This window comes from Roseisalinus antarcticus (assembly GCF_900172355.1).
GTDB lineage: Bacteria > Pseudomonadota > Alphaproteobacteria > Rhodobacterales > Rhodobacteraceae > Oceanicola > Oceanicola antarcticus_A.
In genome coordinates, this window is record NZ_FWFZ01000006.1 from 74,900 (window position 1) to 94,096 (window position 19,197).

The window sequence follows — 19,197 nt, forward strand, 5'->3', positions numbered from 1 at the left end:
CGGGGGATCAGGCGACCCGGCGCATTCCCAGGACGCGGGCGCGCTTGCGGGGATCCTGGTCGAAGAGACCGGCGAGCTGCTCGGTCATCGCTCCGGCCAGTTGTTCGACATCCGTGATCGTGACTGCGCGCTGGTAATATCGGGTCACGTCATGGCCGATGCCGATCGCGATAAGCTCCACCGCGCGGCGCCGCTCGACCATGGCGATCACGTCGCGCAGATGTTTCTCGAGGTAGTTCGCCGGATTCACCGACAGGGTCGAATCGTCCACCGGCGCCCCGTCCGAGATCACCATCATGATCTTGCGCTGTTCCGGCCGAACAAGCATGCGGCGGTGGGCCCATTCCAGCGCCTCGCCGTCGATGTTCTCCTTCAGAAGGCCCTCTTTCATCATCAGCCCGAGGTTCGACCGGGTGCGCCGCCACGGCGCGTCGGCCGATTTGTAGATGATATGGCGCAGGTCGTTCAGCCGCCCCGGGGTCGCGGGCCGCCCCTGTGCCAGCCATTCCTCGCGGGCCTTGCCGCCTTTCCAGGCGCGGGTTGTGAAGCCCAGGATCTCGACCTTGACGTCGCAGCGCTCCAGCGTTCGCGCCAGCACATCGGCGCAGATCGCCGCGATCGAGATCGGCCGCCCCCGCATGGAGCCGGAATTGTCCAACAGCAGCGTCACCGTCGTGTCGCGGAACTCCATGTCCTTCTCGACCTTGAAGCTCAGCGGTGTCGTCGGGTTCGCCACGACGCGCGCCAGCCGGCCCGCATCGAGGATGCCTTCCTCGCGGTCGAATTCCCACGATCGGCTCTGCTTGGCCTGCAGGCGCCGCTGCAACTTGTTGGCCAGGCGCGACACCGCGCCCTTCAGAGGGTCCAGCTGCTGGTCGAGATAGGCGCGCAGCCGTTCCAGCTCGATCGGCTCTGCCAGGTCCTCTGCGCCGATCTCCTCGTCGTGCCCCCTGGAGAAGATCTCGTAATTCGGGTCGGCCTCCGAGGCGGGCGGCGGGGGCGGGGGCTCCATCGGCGCCTCGCCCTCGGGCATCTCGGTTTCCTCCGCGAACTCGGCATCGGCCAGCTCGTCGAGATCGACCTGGGCCTGGCTCGCGTCCTGCTGCTGATCCTGGGCGCTCTCGGGCGAGGCGTCCATGTCCTCGCTCTCGTCGCTCTCGTCCTCGCCGGCCTCTTCGGGGCTGTCCTCGTCTTCGTCCGAGCTCTCGGCGGTCTCGTCCTCGTCATCGTCGGGCGCGTCGGGGTCGTCGCCCAGCTGGTCGCCGTAGCCCATGTCCTCGATCAGCCGCCGGGCCAGCCGGGCAAAGGCCCGCTGGTCGTCGAGCGTGCCGTCGAGCGCGTCGAGCGTCCCGCTGCAATTCTCCTCGATGAAGCCGCGCCACAGGTCCATCACGTTGTCCGCGCCCTCGGGCAGGGCCCGGCCGGTGGCAAGGTGGCGGATCAGGTAGCCGGCTGCGGTGGACAGCGGCGCCTCGGCCTTGTCGCGGATCTGGGCGTAGCCTTTGCGCCGCGCTTCTGCGGCGATCTTGGCGTCGATGTTGCCGGCGGTGCCGGGCATCCGCTGGGCGCCGACGGCCTCGACCCGCGCGCTCTCCATCGCCTCATAGAGATCCCGCGCCATCTGGCCCTCGGGCATGTAGCGGGCCGCGAGCCTTGGGTCGTGGTAGCGGTGCCGCAGCGCGTAGGCGTCGGCGGTCCCGCGCGCCAGCATCACCTCGTCCCGGGTCATCCGGCGAGAGATCTGCGGCAGGCGCACGGAATCGGAGGTCTGACCGGGCGGGTCGACGGAATAGGAGACCGCGAGTTCGGAATCGTCCGCCAGAACCTTGGTGGCTTCGGCGAGCGCCTTCTTGAACGGGTCGGCGGGGTTGTCGGAGTTCTGGGCCATGTGGACTACATCGCGCCGGGAGCGGGTCTTGGCAAGAGCCGGGCTGCGCGAACCTAGCGGATTTCACCGTGTTCGCGGGCCGCGCAGGGCCGCGACCGGTCAGAGGTGCGCGGACCGTGCAGGCCCGCGGCGGACCTGTCAGCGGACCTGGCGGCGGACAGGAGGGTCTGCGCTGCTATCCGACGCTTGCACGATCCTGCAGCAGATCGAACGCCGCGCGGGCGGACTCCATCCTGCGGTGGTTCGCACCGGCCCAGTGCGCCAGCGCACCAAGCGGCTCGTTCAGCTCTTTTCCGAAGTCGGTCAGGCCGTAGTCGACGCGGGGCGGGCGCAGCGGCGTGACCGTGCGCGAAACAAAGCCGTCCCGCTCCAGCCCGCGCAGTGTCGTGGTCAGCATCTTCTTGGAAATGTTTCCAATTTCGCGCTGAAGTTCGCTGAAGCGCATTGGCCCGGCTGCCAGTTTCACGATGACCAGAACCGACCATTTGTCGCCGATCCGGCTCAGCACATCGCTGATGGCGATGCAGGGCCCGGTTTCCTGGTGGATAACAGGTTTCAAAAAGGTGCCTCCTTGCACAGATCGGCGCGATCGTTAGATGGCATCGGGAACGAACAGTAACCATTGCCCGAAAGGAGACTATCATGTCCCGCCCCCGTATTGCCATCGTCATCGGCCACTCCCGTCCGACCCGTTTCGCGGACAAGCCGGCCGCGTGGCTGCTTGAAAAGGCCGAAGGCCATGGCGAGGTCGACGCCGAGATCGTGGACCTGCGCGACTTCGACCTGCCGTTCTTCGACGCGCCGGCCTCTGACCTGTGGATGGAGACCACCGACCCGAAGGCGAAGGCCTGGCAGGACAAGATGGCCGAATTCGACGGCTATGTCTTCATGGTCGCCGAATACAACCACTCGATCACCGGCGAGCTGAAGAACGCGCTGGACTGGGCCTACATGCCCTTCGTGCGCAAGCCCTTCTCGGCCTTCGGTTACGGCGGCGTCGGCGCGGCCCGCGCGGTCGAGCACCTGCGCACCATCGGCGTGGAGCTGCAGATGGCCCCGATCCGCAATGCCGTTCATCTCGGCGGCGGCGAGATGCTGAAAGTCCATCCGATGGGCCAGAATGGCGACATGTCCGAGGTTGACGCGGTGCTCGCGCCCTCCGCCAAGCAGATGTTCGACGATCTGGCCTGGTGGGCGCGCACCCTGAAATCCGCCCGCGCGGAAGAGCGCGCCGAGGCCGCCTGAGACCGCCGGGCCCCGATCTGACGCCCCCCGCAATCGGTCACACCGGAGCCGACGAAAAGGGATCCGAGGAAGGGACCCGGGCGGCAAGGCTCCGGTAACAAAGCAAAAGGCGAGGGGGGCTTTCGCACCTCTCGCCTTTCTTGTCCGTTCACCGCTGCGTCCCCGAGCGTCGCGCGGGGGCGACGCGGACCTCAGCCCAGTGACAGGGACGCCGCGCTCTCGGGCAGCTCCATGTCAAAGCAGCGCTGGAAGAACTCCGCCACGGTCTGACGCTCCAGCTCGTCGCACTTGTTCAGAAAGGACAGCCGGAAAGCATAGCCCACGTCCTTGAAGATCCGCGCGTTCTCGGCCCAGGCGATGACCGTCCGGGGCGACATGACGGTGGAGAGCTCGCCGTTCATGAAGGCGGTGCGCGTCAGGTCGGCGACGGTGACCATCTGGCTGACCGTCTTGCGCCCCTCGGCGGTGTTGTAATGCGGCGCCTTGGCCAGCACGATCGCCGCCTCGGCGTCGTGGGACAGGTAGTTCAGCGTCGCCACCATGGACCAGCGGTCCATCTGCGCCTGGTTGATCTGCTGGGTGCCGTGATAAAGCCCCGTGGTGTCGCCAAGGCCGACGGTGTTGGCGGTGGCGAACAGGCGGAACGACGGGTGCGGGGTGATGATCTCGTTCTGGTCCATCAGCGTGAGCTTGCCGTCATGCTCCAGCACCCGCTGGATCACGAACATGACGTCCGCGCGGCCGGCGTCGTATTCGTCGAAGACGATCGCGACGGGGTTGCGCAGGGCCCAGGGCAGGATCCCCTCGTGGAACTCGGTCACCTGCTTGCCGTCGCGCAGCTTGATCGCATCCTTGCCGATCAGGTCGATCCGGCTGATGTGGCTGTCGAGGTTCACCCGCACGGCGGGCCATTTCAGCCGGGCGGCCACCTGTTCGATATGGGTCGACTTGCCGGTGCCGTGATAGCCCTGGATCATCACCCGCCGGTTGTAGCCGAAGCCCGCCAGGATCGCGAGCGTGGTGTCGGGGTCGAACTTGTAGGTGGAATCGATCTCGGGCACCCGGTCCGACGTGTCGGCGAAGCCTTTCACATGCATGTCGCTGTCGATCCCGAAGACATCGCGCACCGAGACTTCCTCGGTCGGTCTTGCGGTCGGGTCAATCATGCCATCAGCCATGGTCGTCTGCCTTTATGTCAACGGGGCGCTCGGGGTCCGGGGATGCAACATATCGCCCGCGCCCGCAAGGGGAAGGGGCGCACACCGAAGCAGTCTTTGCCGCGGTGCCCGCCTGCGTCGCGGCGTCTTGCATCCCGGCGGCTTTCTGCCACTCTCGCCCGCGTCAACCAAGAGGGCGCATGAGCACGACGGGCCGCCAGGACATCGAAGCGATGATCGCCCGGGTCAGCCTCGGCGACCGCAAGGCGTTTGCCGCGCTTTATTCGGCGACCTCGGCGAAACTGTTCGGCGTGGCCTTGCGTGTCTTGAACGACCGCGCCGAGGCGGAGGAATGCACGCAGGAGGTTTTCATCCGCATCTGGGATGCGGCGGGCCGATACCAGTCGAACGGGCTGAGCCCGATGACATGGCTCATCACCATCGCCCGCAACAGGGCCATCGACAGGTTGCGCACGCGCAAGACGCGGCCCGGGGATCTGGGCGAGGCGGCCGAGGTGCCGTCCGCCGGGCCGGGCCCCGAGGCGCTGGCGATCGCCGCGAGCGACCGCGAGCGGATCGTCGCCTGCATGGGCACGCTGCCGCAGGACCGGGCAGAGGCGATCCGGCGGGTCTACCTTGAAGGCGAGACCTACCAGGAACTGGCGGACCGCTTTTCGATGCCGTTGAATACCATAAGGACATGGCTGCGCCGCGGCCTTCAGAAATTGAGAGAGTGCCTGACAGAATGACCGACTCCACGGGACCAGACGACGACGGGATCGGCCTCGCGGCCGAATACGTCCTTGGTCTGCTCTCGACCGAGGAGCGGGCGGCCTGTGACACGCGTCTCGAAACCGACCCGGTGTTCCGCGCCGAGGTGGCGTTCTGGGCCGAGCAGCTGGCGACGCTGGCCGTGGCCGAGGTGCAGCCCGTCGCGCCGCCCGCGCGCCTTCAGGCCCGGATCGAACGGGCGCTTTTCCCGGACATGGCGCGGGCCTGGTGGCGGCGCCTTGGCATCGTGCCCTCCTTCGTGGGCGCGGCCGCGGCGGCGGGGCTGGTCTGGCTGTCGCTCAGCCTGGGCTGGATCGGCGGGCCGCAGGTGCCGGCCGTCCCGACCTACCAGGCGGAGCTTGCCGCCGAGGACGGCAGCCTCGTCGTGCGCGCCTCGGTCACGCCCGAGGCCGTGGCCGTGAACGTGACCGCGGGCGGGGCCCGCACCGGCCGCGCACTGGAGCTGTGGCTGATCGCGGGCGAGGCGGCCCCGGTGTCGCTCGGCCTGCTGCCCGAGGCCGAGACCGCGCTCTTCTCCCTGCCCGAGGGCCTGGACATCGCCGGCGCCCTTCTGGCCGTTTCCGACGAGCCGCCGGGCGGCTCGCCGACCGGGGCGCCCACCGGCGATGTGCTTGCCGCGGGGCCGATCACCGCCTTGTGACGCCGCGTGCTGAAACTCTGCGCCCTGCTCCTGCGTGAGTCCGGTCAGACAGTCGCGCAACCCTGTGCGACCTGGAACAGGAGGATGAACCATGAAACGCCGCACATTTCTAAGCCTTGCCGGGGCCACCGGCCTTGCGGGCACGTCGCTGCCGGCGCTGCTGGCCGCGCAGGAACAATTCGAGGTCGCGCGGACCGAGACCGAATGGCGCGCGATGCTGACCGATGCCGAATACCGGGTGATGCGCGAGGAGGGCACCGAGCGTGCCGGGTCCTCGCCGCTGGACAAGGTCTATGAGCCCGGGACCTATCATTGCAAGGGCTGCGACCAGGCGCTCTATTCGTCCGAGGCCAAGTATGACAGCGGGACCGGCTGGCCGTCGTTCTTCCGCGCCCTGCCGAACGCGGTGGAGACCAAGCCCGACCGCAGCTTCTTCACCACCCGGACCGAGGTCCATTGCGACCGCTGCGGCAGCCACCTTGGCCACATCTTCGACGATGGCCCGCAGCCCACGGGCAAGCGGCATTGTCTCAACGGTGTCAGCCTGAGCTTCGTGCCGGCCTGACCTTCGCGCCGGCCTGACCTTGTCGCCGGCCTGACCCTTCGCCAGGAAGGCGCGATCTTCACAGGGCGGTCCTTCGGGGCCGCCCTGTTCGCTTTCCCGGGCGGGTCCGCGCCCCGCGCCGCCCGGGTTCGGCCACAGTCCGGAATCGCTGGCCGGAATCGCTGGCCGGCAACGCCGGAAAAACAAGGTTAGCGCCATGCTAATCGTACCGGTTCGGCCATGTTCTTGCCACCTTCGGACAGCAGATAACGGTCAGCAACAGTAAGAACGGGGCTGATGCATGGCGTGGCTGACGGATGGAATGACGCGGGCGACGGATGGAGAGCGGGGGCGGGCGCTGGCCTACCTCATCGTGGTCCTGTTCGGCGCCGGTCTGACCTTCGTGATCGTCGCCCAGCTGGAGAACAGCGGCCGGCGGCCTTTCGATCCGCTCACCCTCTATGAATGCTGGGTCATCCTGGCGGGCGGCATAGGCGCGGCCGGCGGACTCTACCTGACCGGAGAGCTGATGGGCACGCCCGGCAGCTCCGGCTGGCCGCGGGCCTTGCGCGGTGTGCTGATCCTCAGTTTTGCCGGCTCGGTGATCACGGGCACCCTGGCCCTGCCGATTTACGGGACCATGTTCGGGCCGTTCTCTCTTTTCATGAAACTGGCCAGCTCGCCGCTGCTTGCGGTGCTTTGGTTCAGCTGCCTCTTCGCGGCGCATTTCCTGATGGTCCGCTGGCGGCAAGAGCGCGATTCGATCTTCGTTCCCATCGCCGATCTGCCGCGCAGCCCGAGGGCGCCGTCGACCTCGCCCCTGCGCAAGCGGCCGGGGACGGCCCCGGAAAAGGGCCTGCTCGACGACGAAGACGCGGCCCGGCGCGCACTGGAGACCGCGGCGCAGGAGCGTGAGGCCCGGGTCACCCCCGAATCGCAGGCGGTGCCTGATCCGTCCGAGCGGCGCGAGCCGCTTCGGCAGGCCGCGGCGGCAAGCCCGCTGCGCATCAGCAAGGCGCGGCCGCCGGCGCCAGCGGGACGATTGCGGCGCATCCGTCCGCGAAGACCGGTGCGAAGCAAGCGCGTCGAAGAGACCTCCGGCCAGGCCTGACCCTTGCGCGATCGGCGAAGCGGTTCTATCGCGAAGTGTCGCGATCACGATCGGGGGGGGGGCATATGGCTCCGCGAGGCTTTGCGCCATGGCGCCTCGTCATCTTTGTTCTGCTGGGGCTTCTGGCCGGCGGCGCCGTAGCACAGCAGGCGCCCGACGTGCCGGAACTGCAGCCCGGCACAGTGCTCGCGCTCGGCCACCGGCCGGACGATCCGCGCAAGTTCATCCTCTACCGGGTGACGCCCGACAAGGGGCTGACCGGCGTCGTGACCCTGCGCCGGATCGGGGAATCCGGGGATGCGGGCATCGTCGCCGGCACCAAGGTGCTGGGCAACGAGCCGGGCCGCGCCGGTCTGGGCGGCCTTCTGGCGGTGCGCAAGGGGCCGGACGGCGAGGTGCAGACCTTGTGTTTCGGCCCGGTCCGCGACGGCCCGGTCTATGTGGAGATCTACACCGAGGACAACGCGACCGGGGCCTGGGACCTGACCTACGACGAGGTGGTGCCGGGGCTCGGCCCCTGCGAGGCCCTGCCCCTGTCCTGAGCGGCAGCGGTGGCGGCGGCTGTGTCGCCCCTGTCTGCCCCTTTGGCCCGATGTCAGATGCCTGCGTCCGATGCCCCGGCCCGACAGCCGACGACGGGGGCGGGCGGATCAGTCCTTGAAGGACCGGGAGGTCTTGATCTGGTCCCAGGCCCAGACGACTTCGGTCAACTGTTCCTCGTGGCTGCGGTCGCCGCCGTTCATGTCCGGGTGCAGCACCTTGATCAGCGCCTTGTAGGCCTTGCGGATCTCGGTCTTGGTCCAGCTGTCGTTGGCGTCGAGGATCTCGATCGCCTTGCGTTCGGTCGGGGGCAGGCGACGGCTGCCGTTGCCGCTGGTCTTGCCGGGGTTGCGCGTCGCGTTGTCCCCCAGGACCTGATGCGGGTCCTCGATGCCGAGGCGCGCCCAGGCGCGCTCTTCGGCGGAGCGTTTGAAAGGCTTGGTCTGACGCTCCCACACGCGGTCGCGCTGGACCTGGTCGAGGTAGTCCTTTTCCGACCCGGTCTCAAAGAAGTTCCACTTGAGGTTGTATTCTCGCACATGCTCCTTGCAGAACCAGAAATAATCGTCGAGCACGTCGGGAGACTTGGGGGCACGGTATTTGCCGGCCTCCTTGCAGCCCTCGTGGTCGCATTCGCGGGTAGAGGTTTCAATCGCGCCGGACATCCCCCGCCTGCCGCGGGGGTTCTTCTTCTTGGAGGCCGACACGGACATGTTGAAACCGAAGGGGTCTGGCTTGTCGGGCATGATGCCTCCTTTGCTCGTCGGACGGGGGAGTTTAAACCTTGGACCGCGAGAGGGAAGGGGGAGATTGGAGAAAATGGGACTTGAATCTGAAATTCACGACCGGCTGGAGGCAGCGTTCGCGCCGCGAACGCTGGTCGTCGAGAACGAGAGCCACCGCCACGCGGGCCACGCGGGCGACGATGGCAGCGGGGAAAGCCACTGGAAGGTGACGATCGAGGCGGAGGCCTTCGCCGGCATGTCCCGCATCGCCCGCCACCGCGCGGTGCACGGGGCGCTCGGACCCGGGATCATGGGGCGGATCCACGCGCTTTCGCTCGATCTGAGCTAGGGGGAGGGGCCGGTGGACGACGCTCGGCTGCGCCATCGCCCCGCCCACCGTCCCCTGGCCGGCTCTGGGTGTCCGGCAGGTCCGTGGTTGGGCCGGGGGCCGGCGTCGAGACCGGGGGCTAGAGCCCCAGTTTCTGCGTGACCAGCTCGTTCACCGCCTTCGGATTGGCCTTGCCGCCCGTTGCCTTCATAACCTGGCCCACGAACCAGCCCGCGAGCTTGGGGTTCTGTTGCGCCTTCTCGACCTGGCCGGGGTTGGCGGCGATGACCTCGTCCACCGCGGCCTCGATGGCGCCGGTGTCGGTGACCTGCTTGAGGCCCTCGGTCTCGACGATCTCGGCCGGGTCGCGGTCCTCGGAATAGGCCTTCTCGAAGACGTCCTTGGCGATCTTGCCCGAGATTGCGTCCGAGGCGATGAGGTCGATGATCTGGCCCAGCCGCGCGGGCGGCAGGGGCGAGGCGGCAAGGTCCAGGTCGTCCCGCTTGAGGCGGCCGAAGAGCTCGTTGATGACCCAGTTCGCGGCCATCTTGCCGTCGCGGCCCGTTGCCACGGCCTCGAAATAGGTGGCGGTTTCGACCTCGGCTGTCAGCACCGAGGCGTCGTATTCGGTCAGGCCGAAATCCGTGACGTAGCGGGCCTTTCGCGCGTCCGGCAGCTCGGGCAGGGAGGCTGCGATATCGTCGACCCAGGCCTGCTCGATCTCCAGCGGCAGCAGGTCGGGGCAGGGGAAGTAGCGGTAGTCATGCGCCTCTTCCTTGGACCGCTGGGTCCGCGTCTCGCCCTTGTCGGGGTCGAAGCCTCGGGTCTCCTGGTCGACCGTGCCGCCGTCCTCGAGGATGGCGATCTGGCGCCGCGCCTCGACCTCGATCGCCTGCTGGATGAAGCGGGTGGAGTTCATGTTCTTGATTTCGCACCGGGTTCCCAGGTGCGAGAAATCGCCGCTTTCCTGATATCTCTCGTAGTCGCCGGGCCGGCAGACCGACACGTTGACGTCCGCCCGCAGGTTGCCGTTCTGCATGTCGCCATCGCAGGTGCCGAGGTAGCGCAGGATCTGGCGCAGCTTGAGGATATAGGCCGCCGCTTCTTCGGGGCCGCGGATGTCGGGGCGGCTGACGATCTCCATCAGGGCGACGCCGGTGCGGTTGAGGTCGACGAAGGACATGGTCGGATCCATGTCGTGGATCGACTTGCCGGCGTCCTGTTCCAGGTGGATGCGCTCGATCCGCACGAGCCGCGCGATGCCCGGCCCCATGTCGACGATCACCTCGCCCTCGCCCACGATAGGGTGGTAGAGCTGGCTGATCTGGTAGCCCTGCGGCAGGTCGGGATAGAAGTAGTTCTTGCGGTCGAAGGCGGAGCGCAGGTTGATCGCGGCATTGAGGCCGAGGCCGGTCTTGACCGCCAGCGCCACGCAGCCCTCGTTGATGACGGGCAGCATCCCGGGCATGCCGGCATCCACGAAGGCGACGTTGGAATTGGGCTCGGCGCCGAAGAGGGTCGAGGCGCCGGAGAAGAGCTTGGCGCGGCTGGCCACCTGGGCATGCACCTCCAGGCCGATCACAAGCTCCCAATCGCCGGTCGCGCCGGCAATGACCTTGGGTTTCGGTTCCTCGTACGTCAGATGATCGAGCATGGTATGCGGCCCCTTCTCGTGCTGCCCCGTTCTCTAGGCGAGGCGCGCGAAGGCTACAAGTCCGCGATGGCGTTCAGCGCGGCTCCGGGCGGCGTGAGCAGGGTGCCGGGACTCGGCCGGGTGCGGGGGGGAAGAGGGCGGCAAATGCGCGGTGGCCCGCCCGCGTTGGCCTGCCGCGCCCTGCCCCCCGGGGGGCCTCAGGTCCAGGCAGAGGCCCCCGGGGGGGGGGCAGGGCGCGGCATCCCGGCCAAGGGGAACAAGCCCGAGACCCTCGGCGATCCGCTCGGCGTCGCGACCCTCGGCCGCGGAAGGGGGGGCGCCGCGGGGCATCGATTCGCAGGGGCTTCGCCGTCGCCTTCCGGTCCCTTGCAGGCGCGGAAACCGACCGTTCCGGGGGCCCCGAGCCGGGACGGACCGCGGTCCGGCGGGCGGCCAGGGACCGGTCCGGGATCGGGGGCGTGGTCGCTCCGGCCGGGCATCGGATTTTCTGAGCCCAGTCATGGGCTTGAGGGGGCGGAGTGACGGCCGCCGAATGCGCGGCGGAGCATGCATTTTTCCGGGGTCGCCAGGCGGAAAACCCCTTGCATTGGCGAGGTCTTGCCGAAAGCCGCCCGCCGGATTCGACTCGCCCCGCGATTCGCGCAAGACGGTGACCGCCGGACAAGGGTTCGGTGTCACCCGGAGTTTCCAGATGCGATTGTCGCTGAGTGCGCTCGCGCTAGCCGCCATGACCACCCTGACTGCCTGCGCCGCGATGGCGCCGGAGCCAACACCCGAGCCTGTCGTCGCCACAATGCGTTGGGACCACCGGCCCGAAGCGTCCGAATGGACCCAGGCATCCTTCGCAGCGCTGCAGACAGACAGCGCGCCGCTGGTGGATATCGTGCCCGGCGATATCGAGACCTGGTGCCCGAAATACCTGGAAGGCTCGCGCACCGAACGGGCCGCGTTCTGGACCGGGCTGATGTCGGCGCTGGCGAAGCACGAAAGCACCTGGAACCCCGAGGCCGTCGGCGGCGGCGGTCGCTGGTTCGGCCTGGTCCAGATCGATCCCAGCACGGCGCGCGGTTATGGCTGCGAGGCCCGGACCGGCTCGGCGCTGCGGGACGGTGCATCGAACCTGACCTGCGCGTTCCGCATCGCCTCCAGCCAGGTGGCCCGCTACGGCACCGTCAGCCGCGGCATGCGCGACTGGGGCCCGTTCCATTCCGCCTCCAAGCGGCAGGACATGCGCGACTGGGTCAGCAACCAGCCCTATTGCTCCGCCGAGTGATCCACCCCTTCGCGGCGGAATTGTTTGGACGGGGTCGGCGCCGCACGGCATGATGCGGCATGTCTGCCCTACGCTCCCTGATTCTCGGGGGGACACTGTTGTGCCTCGCATTCACAGCTGCCGCTGAATCCGGGCCGGAGGCCACCGCAGAGCCGGTGACCGTCGAACTGCGTCCCCTGTCCCGGTCCGATGCGCTGGCTGCCGAAGCCGCCGCGCGGCGAGAGCACCTGTCGTCGGTGCGCCCCGTGGCGCGACCGGCGCACATGCTGCGCTATCCCGTGCGGGTGATCGAGGGGCCGCCGCCGGTGCGCCCGCCCGCGCGGATCGACTGGGTGCCGCCGGCCCGCTGGGATTTCCATTCCGACGGCGAGCGCTGGACCCGGGCCGCGATGTCGGCGATCCGCTCTCACGGCGGCGGGCTGGAGGACATCGTGCCACGGGACATCGCGACCTGGTGCCCGGCCTACCGGCAGAATTCGGCGCTGCAGCGGCGGGCCTTCTGGGTCGGGATGATGTCGGCGCTGGCCAAGCACGAAAGCACCTGGCGGCCCGGCGCGGTGGGCGGAAACGGGCGCTGGTTCGGGCTGTTGCAGATCTTCCCGGACACGGCGCGGCGCTATGGCTGCCGGGCGCGGACCGGGGCCGCCCTGACCGATCCCGAGGACAACCTGTCCTGCGCGGTGCGGATAATGGGGGTCACGGTGCGCCGTGACAACGCGATCGCCCTGCGCGACGGGCGCTGGCGCGGGGTCGCCGCCGACTGGGGGCCGATGACAAACCGCCGCAAGATCGCCGAAATGGCGGCCTGGACGCGGGAGCAATCCTATTGCCAGCCCAACCTCGCGGTCATGGCGAGCCTGCGGCCGCAGATGCGCCCGGTGGTCGAAACCGTCTCGACGATGGGAGAGTAGGAGGGCCGCGCCCGGCGTCGGTTCCGCTAGAAACGGACCATCGGCCTGCGGGTCGCCCGCACCAGGCTGACGGTCGGAGCGTCCGCCCCCCCGAGCGCCAGGGTAGCCTTGCGCAGCATCTCTATCCCGTCTTCGGATTTCTCCGGCAGGGCACTGGGCGAAATCGGCTCTCCGACGGTGATCCGGTAAGGCTGGCGATCCTTGTTCAACGCCTCGTGAAACAGGGTGATATCGCGCAAGGTCGGGTGGATCAGGTCGAAAAGGTAGAACAACACGGAATTGCGCGCCCGGATGTTCACCGGAATGACCGGAAGCTCGAACTTGCGGGCCAGCATCGCGGCGGAGGCCATCCAAGGACGCTCGTAAAGACGCAGGCCGCGGCGCTTGGCCAGCCGACCGGACGGAAAGATCACCCCGAGCCGCCCGTCGTTCACCGCGCGGCGGGTGAAGGCCATGGTCTCGCGCGTCTTGCCGTGAGACCTCCTGTCCTTGCGCCATTCCACGGGGGCGATGAAGTTTTCCATCTGCGGCAAGACCCGCAGGATGTCGCGGTTGGCGAAGAAGTAGGTGTCGTCGCGGACGGTGCGGATCAGGTGCTGCAGGATGATCCCGTCGGCGATGCCGGTTGGGTGATTGGCCACGATCAGCGCCGGGCCGACCCTTGGAATGTTGGTCAGGCCATGCGCCTCGACATCTTGGCTCAGCAGGTTGCCGAGGGTGCCCATCACCTCGTCGGTGGGGCTGTCCTTGAACCCGTTCGCGATCCGGATCGTCTTGTCATACGACAGCGCCTTGTTCAGAGCCGCACGAACGAACCGCGTGCCCGGGCGGGCGCGGTACAGCCAAGGCGCACGCTCGGCAATCAGAGGATCTATACGGTCTTTCATGGCCCTGCATTCACCACGAATTTGTAACGGACGCATTGTGAAGGCGCACGTCCGCGGTTGAACATAAACCCGCCATGGGCGGATTGGTTCCCAGCGTCATAGTGACTTCTGGGCGTCTTGGAAAGCTTTGGCGTCGCGCGGCCCGCTCTCTGGCGGGCGGGTGCCGGCCGCGCAAGGGGCCTAGTCGCCCAGCATCCGCTCGACCATTTCGCCCGTGTCGCGGCTGAGGCCGGGGGTGTCGCGGATCCTGCGGATCGTGTCGCGGATCCGCTCCTGCCGGGCGGGGTCGTAGCGACGCCAGGTCTCGAAGGCGGTCGACATGCGGGCGGCGGTCTGAGGGTTGATCGGGTCGAGCTTCAGCACCCAGTCGGCGAACAGCGTGTAGGCCGCGCCCGAGGCATGGTGAAAACCCGCCGCGTTGCCGGCCAGCGAGCCGATCACCGCGCGGAACCGGTTCGGCGTCTTCCAGGTGAAGGCGGGATGTTCGGTCAGGCCGCGGGCGACGTCGGCGGCCTTGTCGGGCGCCGCGCACATGACCTGGAGCGCGAACCACTTGTCCATCACGAGACGGTCGCCGGACCAGCGGGCCTCGAACGTGGAGAGCTCTTCGGCGCCTCGGCCGATGTTCAGCAGGGCCGACAGCGCGGCGAGGCTCTGGGTCATGTTGTCGGCCTCGGCGAACTGCGCGGCCGCGCGGGCGCCGTCGTCGGTCCGGCTGAGCAGCGAGAGCGTGGCGTTGGCGAGGCCCCGGCGCCCGGCCTGATCCGCGTCGGGGCAGTAGCGACCGGGCGTGGCATTGGCCGCATGGGTTTCGGCCAGAAGATCGCCCAGGGCTTCCGCGGTGCGCCGACGCTGGATTTCGGCCGCGTCGTGGATCGCGGCGGGGTCGGGGGTGGTGCCGGCATCGAACAGGCTCTGGGCGAGGTCGTCCTCGGACGGCAGCGCCAGCACCAGCGCCTTGAACGCCGGGTCGAGCGCCGGGTCGGACAGGACCGCGCGGAGACCGTCCAGGTAGGCCGCGTCGTCGAAGTCGGTGCCCGTTGCGCGGGCCATCAGAACCTCGCGCGCCAGACCGCGGCCCGCCTCCCACCGGTTGAACGGATCGGTGTCATGGGCCAGCAGAAAGGCCCTGTCCTCGGTCGTCAGGGGCCGGTCGAGGATCACCGGCGCAGAGAAGTCGCGCAGCAGCGAGGGCACCGGCCGCGCGACCGGCTTGCCCTGCTTGGCGCAAAGCGCGGCGCCGTCGAAGTCGACCGTCTGGGTTGCCTCGGTCACCTCGATGGTGGTGCTGGGCATCAGCTCGCTGCCATCGGGGTGCAGCAGGCCCATGGTCAGCGGGATCACCTGGGGGCCCTTGTCGGGCTGGCCCGGGGTGGGGGGCGTCACCTGGACGAAGGTCAGGCGCAGGGTCTCGCCGTCCCAGGCCTCGGTCACCGACAGCCGCGGGGTGCCGGCCTGGGAATACCAGCGCTGGAATTGCGACAGGTCGCGCCCGGTCACGTCGGCGAAGGCCCTGAGCCAATCCTCGATCGTGACGGCCTGCCCGTCATGCCGCTCGAAATAGAGGTCGCAGCCCGCCCGCCAGGCATTGTCGCCGATCAGCCGCTTGAGCATCGAGACGACCTCGGCCCCCTTGTCATAGACCGTGGTGGTGTAGAAATTGTTGATCTCCACGAATTCCTCGGGCCGGACCGGATGCGCCAGCGGGCCGCCATCCTCGCGGAACTGGCGCGAGCGCATCATCAGCGCGTCCTCGATCCGCTTGACCGGGGCAGAGCGCATGTCCGAGGTGAACTGCTGGTCGCGAAAGACCGTCAGCCCCTCCTTGAGGCAGAGCTGGAACCAGTCGCGGCAGGTCACGCGGTTGCCGGTCCAGTTGTGGAAATACTCGTGGGCGATCACCGCCTCGATCCGTTCGTAGTCCCGGTCGGTCGCTGTCTCCGGAGAGGCCAGAACGAGGGCGGAGTTGAAAATGTTCAATCCCTTGTTCTCCATCGCCCCTGCATTGAAGTCGTCGACAGCTACGATGTTGAAAATGTCCAAGTCGTATTCGCGGCCATAGGTTTCTTCATCCCACGTCATCGAGGCCTTGAGAGAGGTCAGCGCCCAGTCGCACTTGCCCTCGTCCCCCGGCCGGACCCAGATCGCGAGGTCCACCTCGCGGCCCGCGCGGGTCACGAACCGGTCGCGCACCGCCACCAGGTCGCCGGCCACCAGCGCGAAGAGATAGGCCGGTTTCGGCCAGGGATCGTCCCACTCGGCCCAACCGTCGCCCCGGCCGGTCTGGTTCCCGTTGGACAGCAGCACCGGCGCGGCGCTCTCGATCCGCACGCGGAACGGCGCCATCACGTCGGGGCGGTCGGGGTAATAGGTGATCTTGCGAAAGCCCTCGGCCTCGCACTGGGTGCTGTAGATCCCGCCGGACATGTAGAGCCCTTCGAGCGCGGTGTTGCTCTCGGGCGCGATCTCGACCTCGGCCTCCCACAGGAAGGCGCGGTCGGGGACATCGCAGGTCAGCCCTTCGGGCGTGATCCGGGGCGCGACGGGGGTGCCGTCGATCGCCGCCGAGATCAGGCGCAGGTCCTCGCCATGCAGAAAGAACGGGCCGTCGCCCGCCTCCGGGTTCGGGCGATAGGCGACGCGGGCCAGCACCCGGGTCGTCGTCGGCGAGAGGCGAAACGTGAGGTCGACGCGGTCCACGATCCAGGGAAAAGGCGCGTAGTCTTTCAGGTGGATTGTCTGCGGCGCGGCATCTTTCATGACAGGACCTTGCTGATTGTTCGGGGAACCCTAGGCTTCTTTCAGTAGTTAAACTTGCGACGCGAGCGCCACAAGCGCTCGCCCCCAACACTCAGGAGACGAACATGTCTGCACCCGAAACGAACCTCGAGAAACAGGAAAAGAATCATCGCCCGGCCCTGCGCGGCATCATCGTCTCTGTGGGGTTCGCCGCGGTGCTGTTGGTGGCGTTGCTTGTATGGCTGTTCGCAACCGGCAATGAGCCCGATACGCCCGAAACCCGGATCGATGGCCGCACCGGCGGCGAGATCGGCGCCGACGGCTGACGTCCGGCTGGTCCGCCATGCCCGCCATGCGACGCAAGGGCGACCTGCCCAGCAAGACATGCGCGACCTGCGGGCGCCCCTTTGCGTGGCGCCGCAAATGGGCGCGGGTCTGGGACGAGGTCCGCTATTGTTCCGATAGGTGCCGACGCGAAAAGCGGCAGACGACCTCGATCTGACCGCCGATCATGTTTCCCAAGCTCGTCGCGTGTTGCCGATAGGAAACAAGTGAGTTACCCCCCTCCCGCGGCCATCAGATGGCCGATGCAGGACGAACAAGGAGACAGGGATGGCTGAACGGGTCGAGCGTGACGGGTTGCAGGTCGCAGATGTTCTGGCGCAGTTCATCGAGAGGCAGGCCTTGCCGGGAACCGGCGTGGCGAAGGATGATTTCTGGGCCGGCTTTTCCGCGCTGGTGCATGAGTTCGCGCTCCGCAACCGGGAGCTTCTGGCCCGGCGGGCCGAGATCCAGTCCCGCGTGGACGATTGGCATCTGACCCACGCAGGCCAGCCCTTCGATGCGGATGCCTACGCCGCATTCCTCAAGTCCATCGGATATCTCGTCGAGGAAAAAGGCGATTTCACCGTCGATACCGGCAATGTCGATCCCGAGATCGCCAGCATCGCCGGCCCGCAGCTGGTGGTCCCGATCACCAATGCAAGGTTCGCGCTGAACGCCGCCAATGCGCGGTGGGGGTCTCTCTACGATGCGCTTTACGGCACCGATGCCATGGGGGACCTGCCCGCGGGCAAGGAGTATGATCCCGAGCGCGGGGCGCGGGTGATCGCCTGGGCCAAGGCGTTCCTCGACGAGGCGGCGCCGCTCGCCTCCGGCAGCCACGCGGACGCCGTCGCCTATGGCGTGGCGGACGGCGCCCTGGTCGCCACCATCGACGGCTCGACCGTGGCGCTGGCCGATCCCGGGCAATTCGCGGGCCATGTGGGCGACGAGAAATTCCTGCTCGGGCACAACGGCTTGCTGATCGAGGTGGTGATCGACAAGACCTCTGTCATCGGCGGTTCGGACCCGGCGGGGGTGTCGGACATCCGGCTGGAATCCGCGATCTCCACCATCATGGATTGCGAGGATTCCGTCGCCTGCGTCGATGCCGAGGACAAGGTGCTGGCCTATGGCAACTGGCTGGGCCTGATGCAGGGCACGCTGGAGGAGACGTTCTCCAAGGGCGGGCGCGAGATGACGCGCCGGCTCAACCCGGACGCCGTCTATACCACCCCCTCGGGCGGCACGCGAAGCGCGAAGGGCCGGTCGCTGATGCTGATCCGGAACGTGGGGCATCTGATGACCAACCCCGCGATCCTCGACCGCGAGGGGCGCGAGATCCCCGAGGGGCTGATGGATGCGATGGTCACCACGCTGATCGCGATGCATGACCTGAAGAAGACCGACGGCCTGCGCAATACCGTCCACGGCTCTGTCTACGTTGTGAAACCCAAGATGCACGGGCCCGAAGAGGTCGCCTTCGCCTGCGAGACCTTCGACCGCGTCGAGGCGGTGCTGGGCCTGCCCGCGAACACGGTCAAGATCGGGATCATGGACGAGGAGCGCCGCACCAGCGCCAACCTCAAGGAATGCATCCGCGCGGCGAAATCGAGGGTCGCCTTCATCAACACCGGCTTTCTTGACCGCACGGGGGACGAGATCCACACCTCGATGGAGGCCGGACCCATGGTGCCCAAGGGCGAGATGAAGGACAGCGCCTGGATCCAGTCCTATGAGGATCGCAACGTCGACATCGGGCTGGCCTGCGGGCTGCGCGGCAAGGCGCAGATCGGCAAGGGCATGTGGGCCATGCCCGACCTGATGGAAGCGATGCTGGAGGCGAAGATCGGCCATCCGAAATCGGGCGCCAATTGCGCCTGGGTGCCGTCGCCCACCGCCGCCACCCTGCACGCGACCCATTATCACAAGGTCAACGTGTTCGAGGTGCAGGACCGGATCGCCGCGGGTGGGGCGCGGGGCACGCTGGACGATCTGCTGAACATCCCCGTCGCCACCGGCCGCAACTTCTCGGAAGAGGAGATCAGCCGCGAGGTCGAGAACAACGCGCAAGGCATCCTCGGCTATGTGGTGCGCTGGATCGACCAGGGGGTCGGCTGCTCCAAGGTGCCCGACATCAACGACGTGGGCCTGATGGAGGATCGCGCGACCTGTCGGATCTCCAGCCAGGCCCTGGCCAACTGGCTCCACCACGAGGTGGTGAGCGAGGAACAGGTGATGGCCGCGATGCGCAAGATGGCCGCCGTGGTCGACCGGCAGAACGAGGGCGATCCGGCCTACGAGGCCATGGCGCCGGGCTTCGACGGGATCGCCTTCCAGGCGGCCTGCGACCTGGTGTTCCGCGGCCGGGTCCAGCCGTCGGGCTATACCGAGCCGGTGCTCCACGCCCGGCGCCTGGAAAAGAAAGCATCCTGAAGGGGG

Annotated in this window: 19 protein-coding genes; 12 read left to right on the forward strand and 7 right to left on the reverse strand. The window is 67.9% G+C overall.

The window, feature by feature from the left end; translation table 11 throughout:
* Positions 1 to 7: 7 nt before the first annotated feature.
* The gene (cobT, locus tag ROA7023_RS07650) at positions 8 to 1,888 is read right to left on the reverse strand and encodes a cobaltochelatase subunit CobT (RefSeq protein WP_085878431.1); all 1,881 of its coding nucleotides are present in this window, start codon (positions 1,886 to 1,888) and stop codon (positions 8 to 10) included.
* 175 nt (positions 1,889 to 2,063) lie between these two features.
* On the reverse strand, positions 2,064 to 2,447 hold the full coding sequence (locus tag ROA7023_RS07655; protein ID WP_085878432.1) for a winged helix-turn-helix transcriptional regulator: 384 nt from the start codon (positions 2,445 to 2,447) through the stop codon (positions 2,064 to 2,066).
* A gap of 83 nt (positions 2,448 to 2,530) precedes the next feature.
* Here ROA7023_RS07655 and ROA7023_RS07660 point away from each other — a divergent pair, with 83 nt between their 5' ends.
* A complete protein-coding gene (locus ROA7023_RS07660) occupies positions 2,531 to 3,133 on the forward strand; it encodes an NADPH-dependent FMN reductase (RefSeq protein ID WP_085878433.1) in 603 nt (200 codons plus the stop codon).
* A gap of 191 nt (positions 3,134 to 3,324) precedes the next feature.
* Here the strand turns inward: ROA7023_RS07660 and cobS are convergent, their stop codons facing one another.
* The gene (gene cobS / locus ROA7023_RS07665) at positions 3,325 to 4,311 is read right to left on the reverse strand and encodes a cobaltochelatase subunit CobS (RefSeq protein WP_085878434.1); all 987 of its coding nucleotides are present in this window, start codon (positions 4,309 to 4,311) and stop codon (positions 3,325 to 3,327) included.
* 179 nt (positions 4,312 to 4,490) lie between these two features.
* On the opposite strand from cobS, the gene ROA7023_RS07670 reads away from it, so the two are divergent.
* The 5 genes from ROA7023_RS07670 to ROA7023_RS07690 all read left to right on the forward strand — a co-directional run bounded on the left by ROA7023_RS07670 (position 4,491) and on the right by ROA7023_RS07690 (position 7,919).
* The gene (locus ROA7023_RS07670; protein ID WP_085878435.1) at positions 4,491 to 5,039 is read left to right on the forward strand and encodes a sigma-70 family RNA polymerase sigma factor; all 549 of its coding nucleotides are present in this window, start codon (positions 4,491 to 4,493) and stop codon (positions 5,037 to 5,039) included.
* A complete protein-coding gene (locus ROA7023_RS07675) occupies positions 5,036 to 5,722 on the forward strand; it encodes an anti-sigma factor (RefSeq protein ID WP_159458460.1) in 687 nt (228 codons plus the stop codon). The genes ROA7023_RS07670 and ROA7023_RS07675 overlap by 4 nt, the downstream gene beginning before the upstream one ends.
* 91 nt (positions 5,723 to 5,813) lie before the next feature.
* Positions 5,814 to 6,287 carry a peptide-methionine (R)-S-oxide reductase MsrB gene (gene msrB / locus ROA7023_RS07680; RefSeq protein WP_085878437.1) on the forward strand — a complete coding sequence of 158 codons (474 nt, stop codon included), beginning with the start codon at positions 5,814 to 5,816 and terminating at the stop codon, positions 6,285 to 6,287.
* A 280-nt stretch (positions 6,288 to 6,567) separates the two neighbouring features.
* Positions 6,568 to 7,377 carry a hypothetical protein gene (locus ROA7023_RS07685; protein WP_143535474.1) on the forward strand — a complete coding sequence of 270 codons (810 nt, stop codon included), beginning with the start codon at positions 6,568 to 6,570 and terminating at the stop codon, positions 7,375 to 7,377.
* Positions 7,378 to 7,442: 65 nt separating this feature from the next.
* Positions 7,443 to 7,919 carry a hypothetical protein gene (locus tag ROA7023_RS07690; protein WP_085878439.1) on the forward strand — a complete coding sequence of 159 codons (477 nt, stop codon included), beginning with the start codon at positions 7,443 to 7,445 and terminating at the stop codon, positions 7,917 to 7,919.
* 108 nt (positions 7,920 to 8,027) lie between these two features.
* Here the strand turns inward: ROA7023_RS07690 and ROA7023_RS07695 are convergent, their stop codons facing one another.
* Positions 8,028 to 8,663, reverse strand: a complete 636-nt coding sequence (locus tag ROA7023_RS07695) for a DnaJ domain-containing protein (protein ID WP_085878440.1) — start codon at positions 8,661 to 8,663, stop codon at positions 8,028 to 8,030.
* 73 nt (positions 8,664 to 8,736) lie between these two features.
* Between ROA7023_RS07695 and ROA7023_RS07700 the strand changes: the two genes are divergently transcribed.
* Positions 8,737 to 8,991, forward strand: coding sequence for a BolA family protein (locus tag ROA7023_RS07700; RefSeq protein WP_085878441.1), 255 nt, complete (start codon positions 8,737 to 8,739; stop codon positions 8,989 to 8,991).
* Positions 8,992 to 9,109: 118 nt separating this feature from the next.
* On the opposite strand, the gene gatB is transcribed toward ROA7023_RS07700, so the two are convergent.
* Positions 9,110 to 10,624, reverse strand: a complete 1,515-nt coding sequence (gene gatB, locus ROA7023_RS07705) for an Asp-tRNA(Asn)/Glu-tRNA(Gln) amidotransferase subunit GatB (RefSeq protein WP_085878442.1) — start codon at positions 10,622 to 10,624, stop codon at positions 9,110 to 9,112.
* Between the two features lie 691 nt (positions 10,625 to 11,315).
* Between gatB and ROA7023_RS07710 the strand changes: the two genes are divergently transcribed.
* Complete coding sequence (locus ROA7023_RS07710) at positions 11,316 to 11,897, forward strand: transglycosylase SLT domain-containing protein (protein ID WP_085878443.1); 582 nt, start codon at positions 11,316 to 11,318, stop codon at positions 11,895 to 11,897.
* A 155-nt stretch (positions 11,898 to 12,052) separates the two neighbouring features.
* Entirely contained in the window at positions 12,053 to 12,808 is a 756-nt protein-coding gene (locus ROA7023_RS07715) for a transglycosylase SLT domain-containing protein (RefSeq protein ID WP_234992086.1), read from the forward strand.
* 26 nt (positions 12,809 to 12,834) lie between these two features.
* Here ROA7023_RS07715 and ROA7023_RS07720 read toward each other — a convergent pair whose 3' ends face one another.
* Together ROA7023_RS07720 and pepN are read right to left on the reverse strand one after the other, a co-directional pair.
* Positions 12,835 to 13,695: a lysophospholipid acyltransferase family protein gene (locus ROA7023_RS07720; RefSeq protein ID WP_085878445.1), complete on the reverse strand. Its 861-nt coding sequence runs from the start codon at positions 13,693 to 13,695 to the stop codon at positions 12,835 to 12,837.
* Between the two features lie 180 nt (positions 13,696 to 13,875).
* Positions 13,876 to 16,455, reverse strand: a complete 2,580-nt coding sequence (pepN, locus tag ROA7023_RS07725; RefSeq protein WP_085878446.1) for an aminopeptidase N — start codon at positions 16,453 to 16,455, stop codon at positions 13,876 to 13,878.
* 104 nt (positions 16,456 to 16,559) lie between these two features.
* Between pepN and ROA7023_RS07730 the strand changes: the two genes are divergently transcribed.
* From ROA7023_RS07730 to ROA7023_RS07740, 3 genes are all read left to right on the forward strand, one after another.
* On the forward strand, positions 16,560 to 16,760 hold the full coding sequence (locus ROA7023_RS07730) for a hypothetical protein (RefSeq protein ID WP_085878447.1): 201 nt from the start codon (positions 16,560 to 16,562) through the stop codon (positions 16,758 to 16,760).
* A 17-nt stretch (positions 16,761 to 16,777) separates the two neighbouring features.
* Entirely contained in the window at positions 16,778 to 16,936 is a 159-nt protein-coding gene (locus ROA7023_RS07735; protein ID WP_200812475.1) for a DUF2256 domain-containing protein, read from the forward strand.
* Positions 16,937 to 17,046: 110 nt separating this feature from the next.
* The gene (locus tag ROA7023_RS07740) at positions 17,047 to 19,191 is read left to right on the forward strand and encodes a malate synthase G (protein ID WP_085878448.1); all 2,145 of its coding nucleotides are present in this window, start codon (positions 17,047 to 17,049) and stop codon (positions 19,189 to 19,191) included.
* The last annotated feature ends 6 nt before the right edge of the window (positions 19,192 to 19,197 follow it).

Coding starts and splice junctions, on each gene's coding strand:
- cobT (WP_085878431.1), bottom strand. CDS start 1,888: ATGGCCCAGAACTCCGACAACCCCGCCGACCCGTTCAAGAAGGCGCTC.
- ROA7023_RS07660 (WP_085878433.1), top strand. CDS start 2,531: ATGTCCCGCCCCCGTATTGCCATCGTCATCGGCCACTCCCGTCCGACC.
- cobS (WP_085878434.1), bottom strand. CDS start 4,311: ATGGCTGATGGCATGATTGACCCGACCGCAAGACCGACCGAGGAAGTC.
- ROA7023_RS07670 (WP_085878435.1), top strand. CDS start 4,491: ATGAGCACGACGGGCCGCCAGGACATCGAAGCGATGATCGCCCGGGTC.
- ROA7023_RS07675 (WP_159458460.1), top strand. CDS start 5,036: ATGACCGACTCCACGGGACCAGACGACGACGGGATCGGCCTCGCGGCC.
- msrB (WP_085878437.1), top strand. CDS start 5,814: ATGAAACGCCGCACATTTCTAAGCCTTGCCGGGGCCACCGGCCTTGCG.
- ROA7023_RS07685 (WP_143535474.1), top strand. CDS start 6,568: ATGGCGTGGCTGACGGATGGAATGACGCGGGCGACGGATGGAGAGCGG.
- ROA7023_RS07690 (WP_085878439.1), top strand. CDS start 7,443: ATGGCTCCGCGAGGCTTTGCGCCATGGCGCCTCGTCATCTTTGTTCTG.
- ROA7023_RS07695 (WP_085878440.1), bottom strand. CDS start 8,663: ATGCCCGACAAGCCAGACCCCTTCGGTTTCAACATGTCCGTGTCGGCC.
- ROA7023_RS07700 (WP_085878441.1), top strand. CDS start 8,737: ATGGGACTTGAATCTGAAATTCACGACCGGCTGGAGGCAGCGTTCGCG.
- gatB (WP_085878442.1), bottom strand. CDS start 10,624: ATGCTCGATCATCTGACGTACGAGGAACCGAAACCCAAGGTCATTGCC.
- ROA7023_RS07710 (WP_085878443.1), top strand. CDS start 11,316: ATGCGATTGTCGCTGAGTGCGCTCGCGCTAGCCGCCATGACCACCCTG.
- ROA7023_RS07720 (WP_085878445.1), bottom strand. CDS start 13,695: ATGAAAGACCGTATAGATCCTCTGATTGCCGAGCGTGCGCCTTGGCTG.
- pepN (WP_085878446.1), bottom strand. CDS start 16,455: ATGAAAGATGCCGCGCCGCAGACAATCCACCTGAAAGACTACGCGCCT.
- ROA7023_RS07730 (WP_085878447.1), top strand. CDS start 16,560: ATGTCTGCACCCGAAACGAACCTCGAGAAACAGGAAAAGAATCATCGC.
- ROA7023_RS07735 (WP_200812475.1), top strand. CDS start 16,778: ATGCCCGCCATGCGACGCAAGGGCGACCTGCCCAGCAAGACATGCGCG.
- ROA7023_RS07740 (WP_085878448.1), top strand. CDS start 17,047: ATGGCTGAACGGGTCGAGCGTGACGGGTTGCAGGTCGCAGATGTTCTG.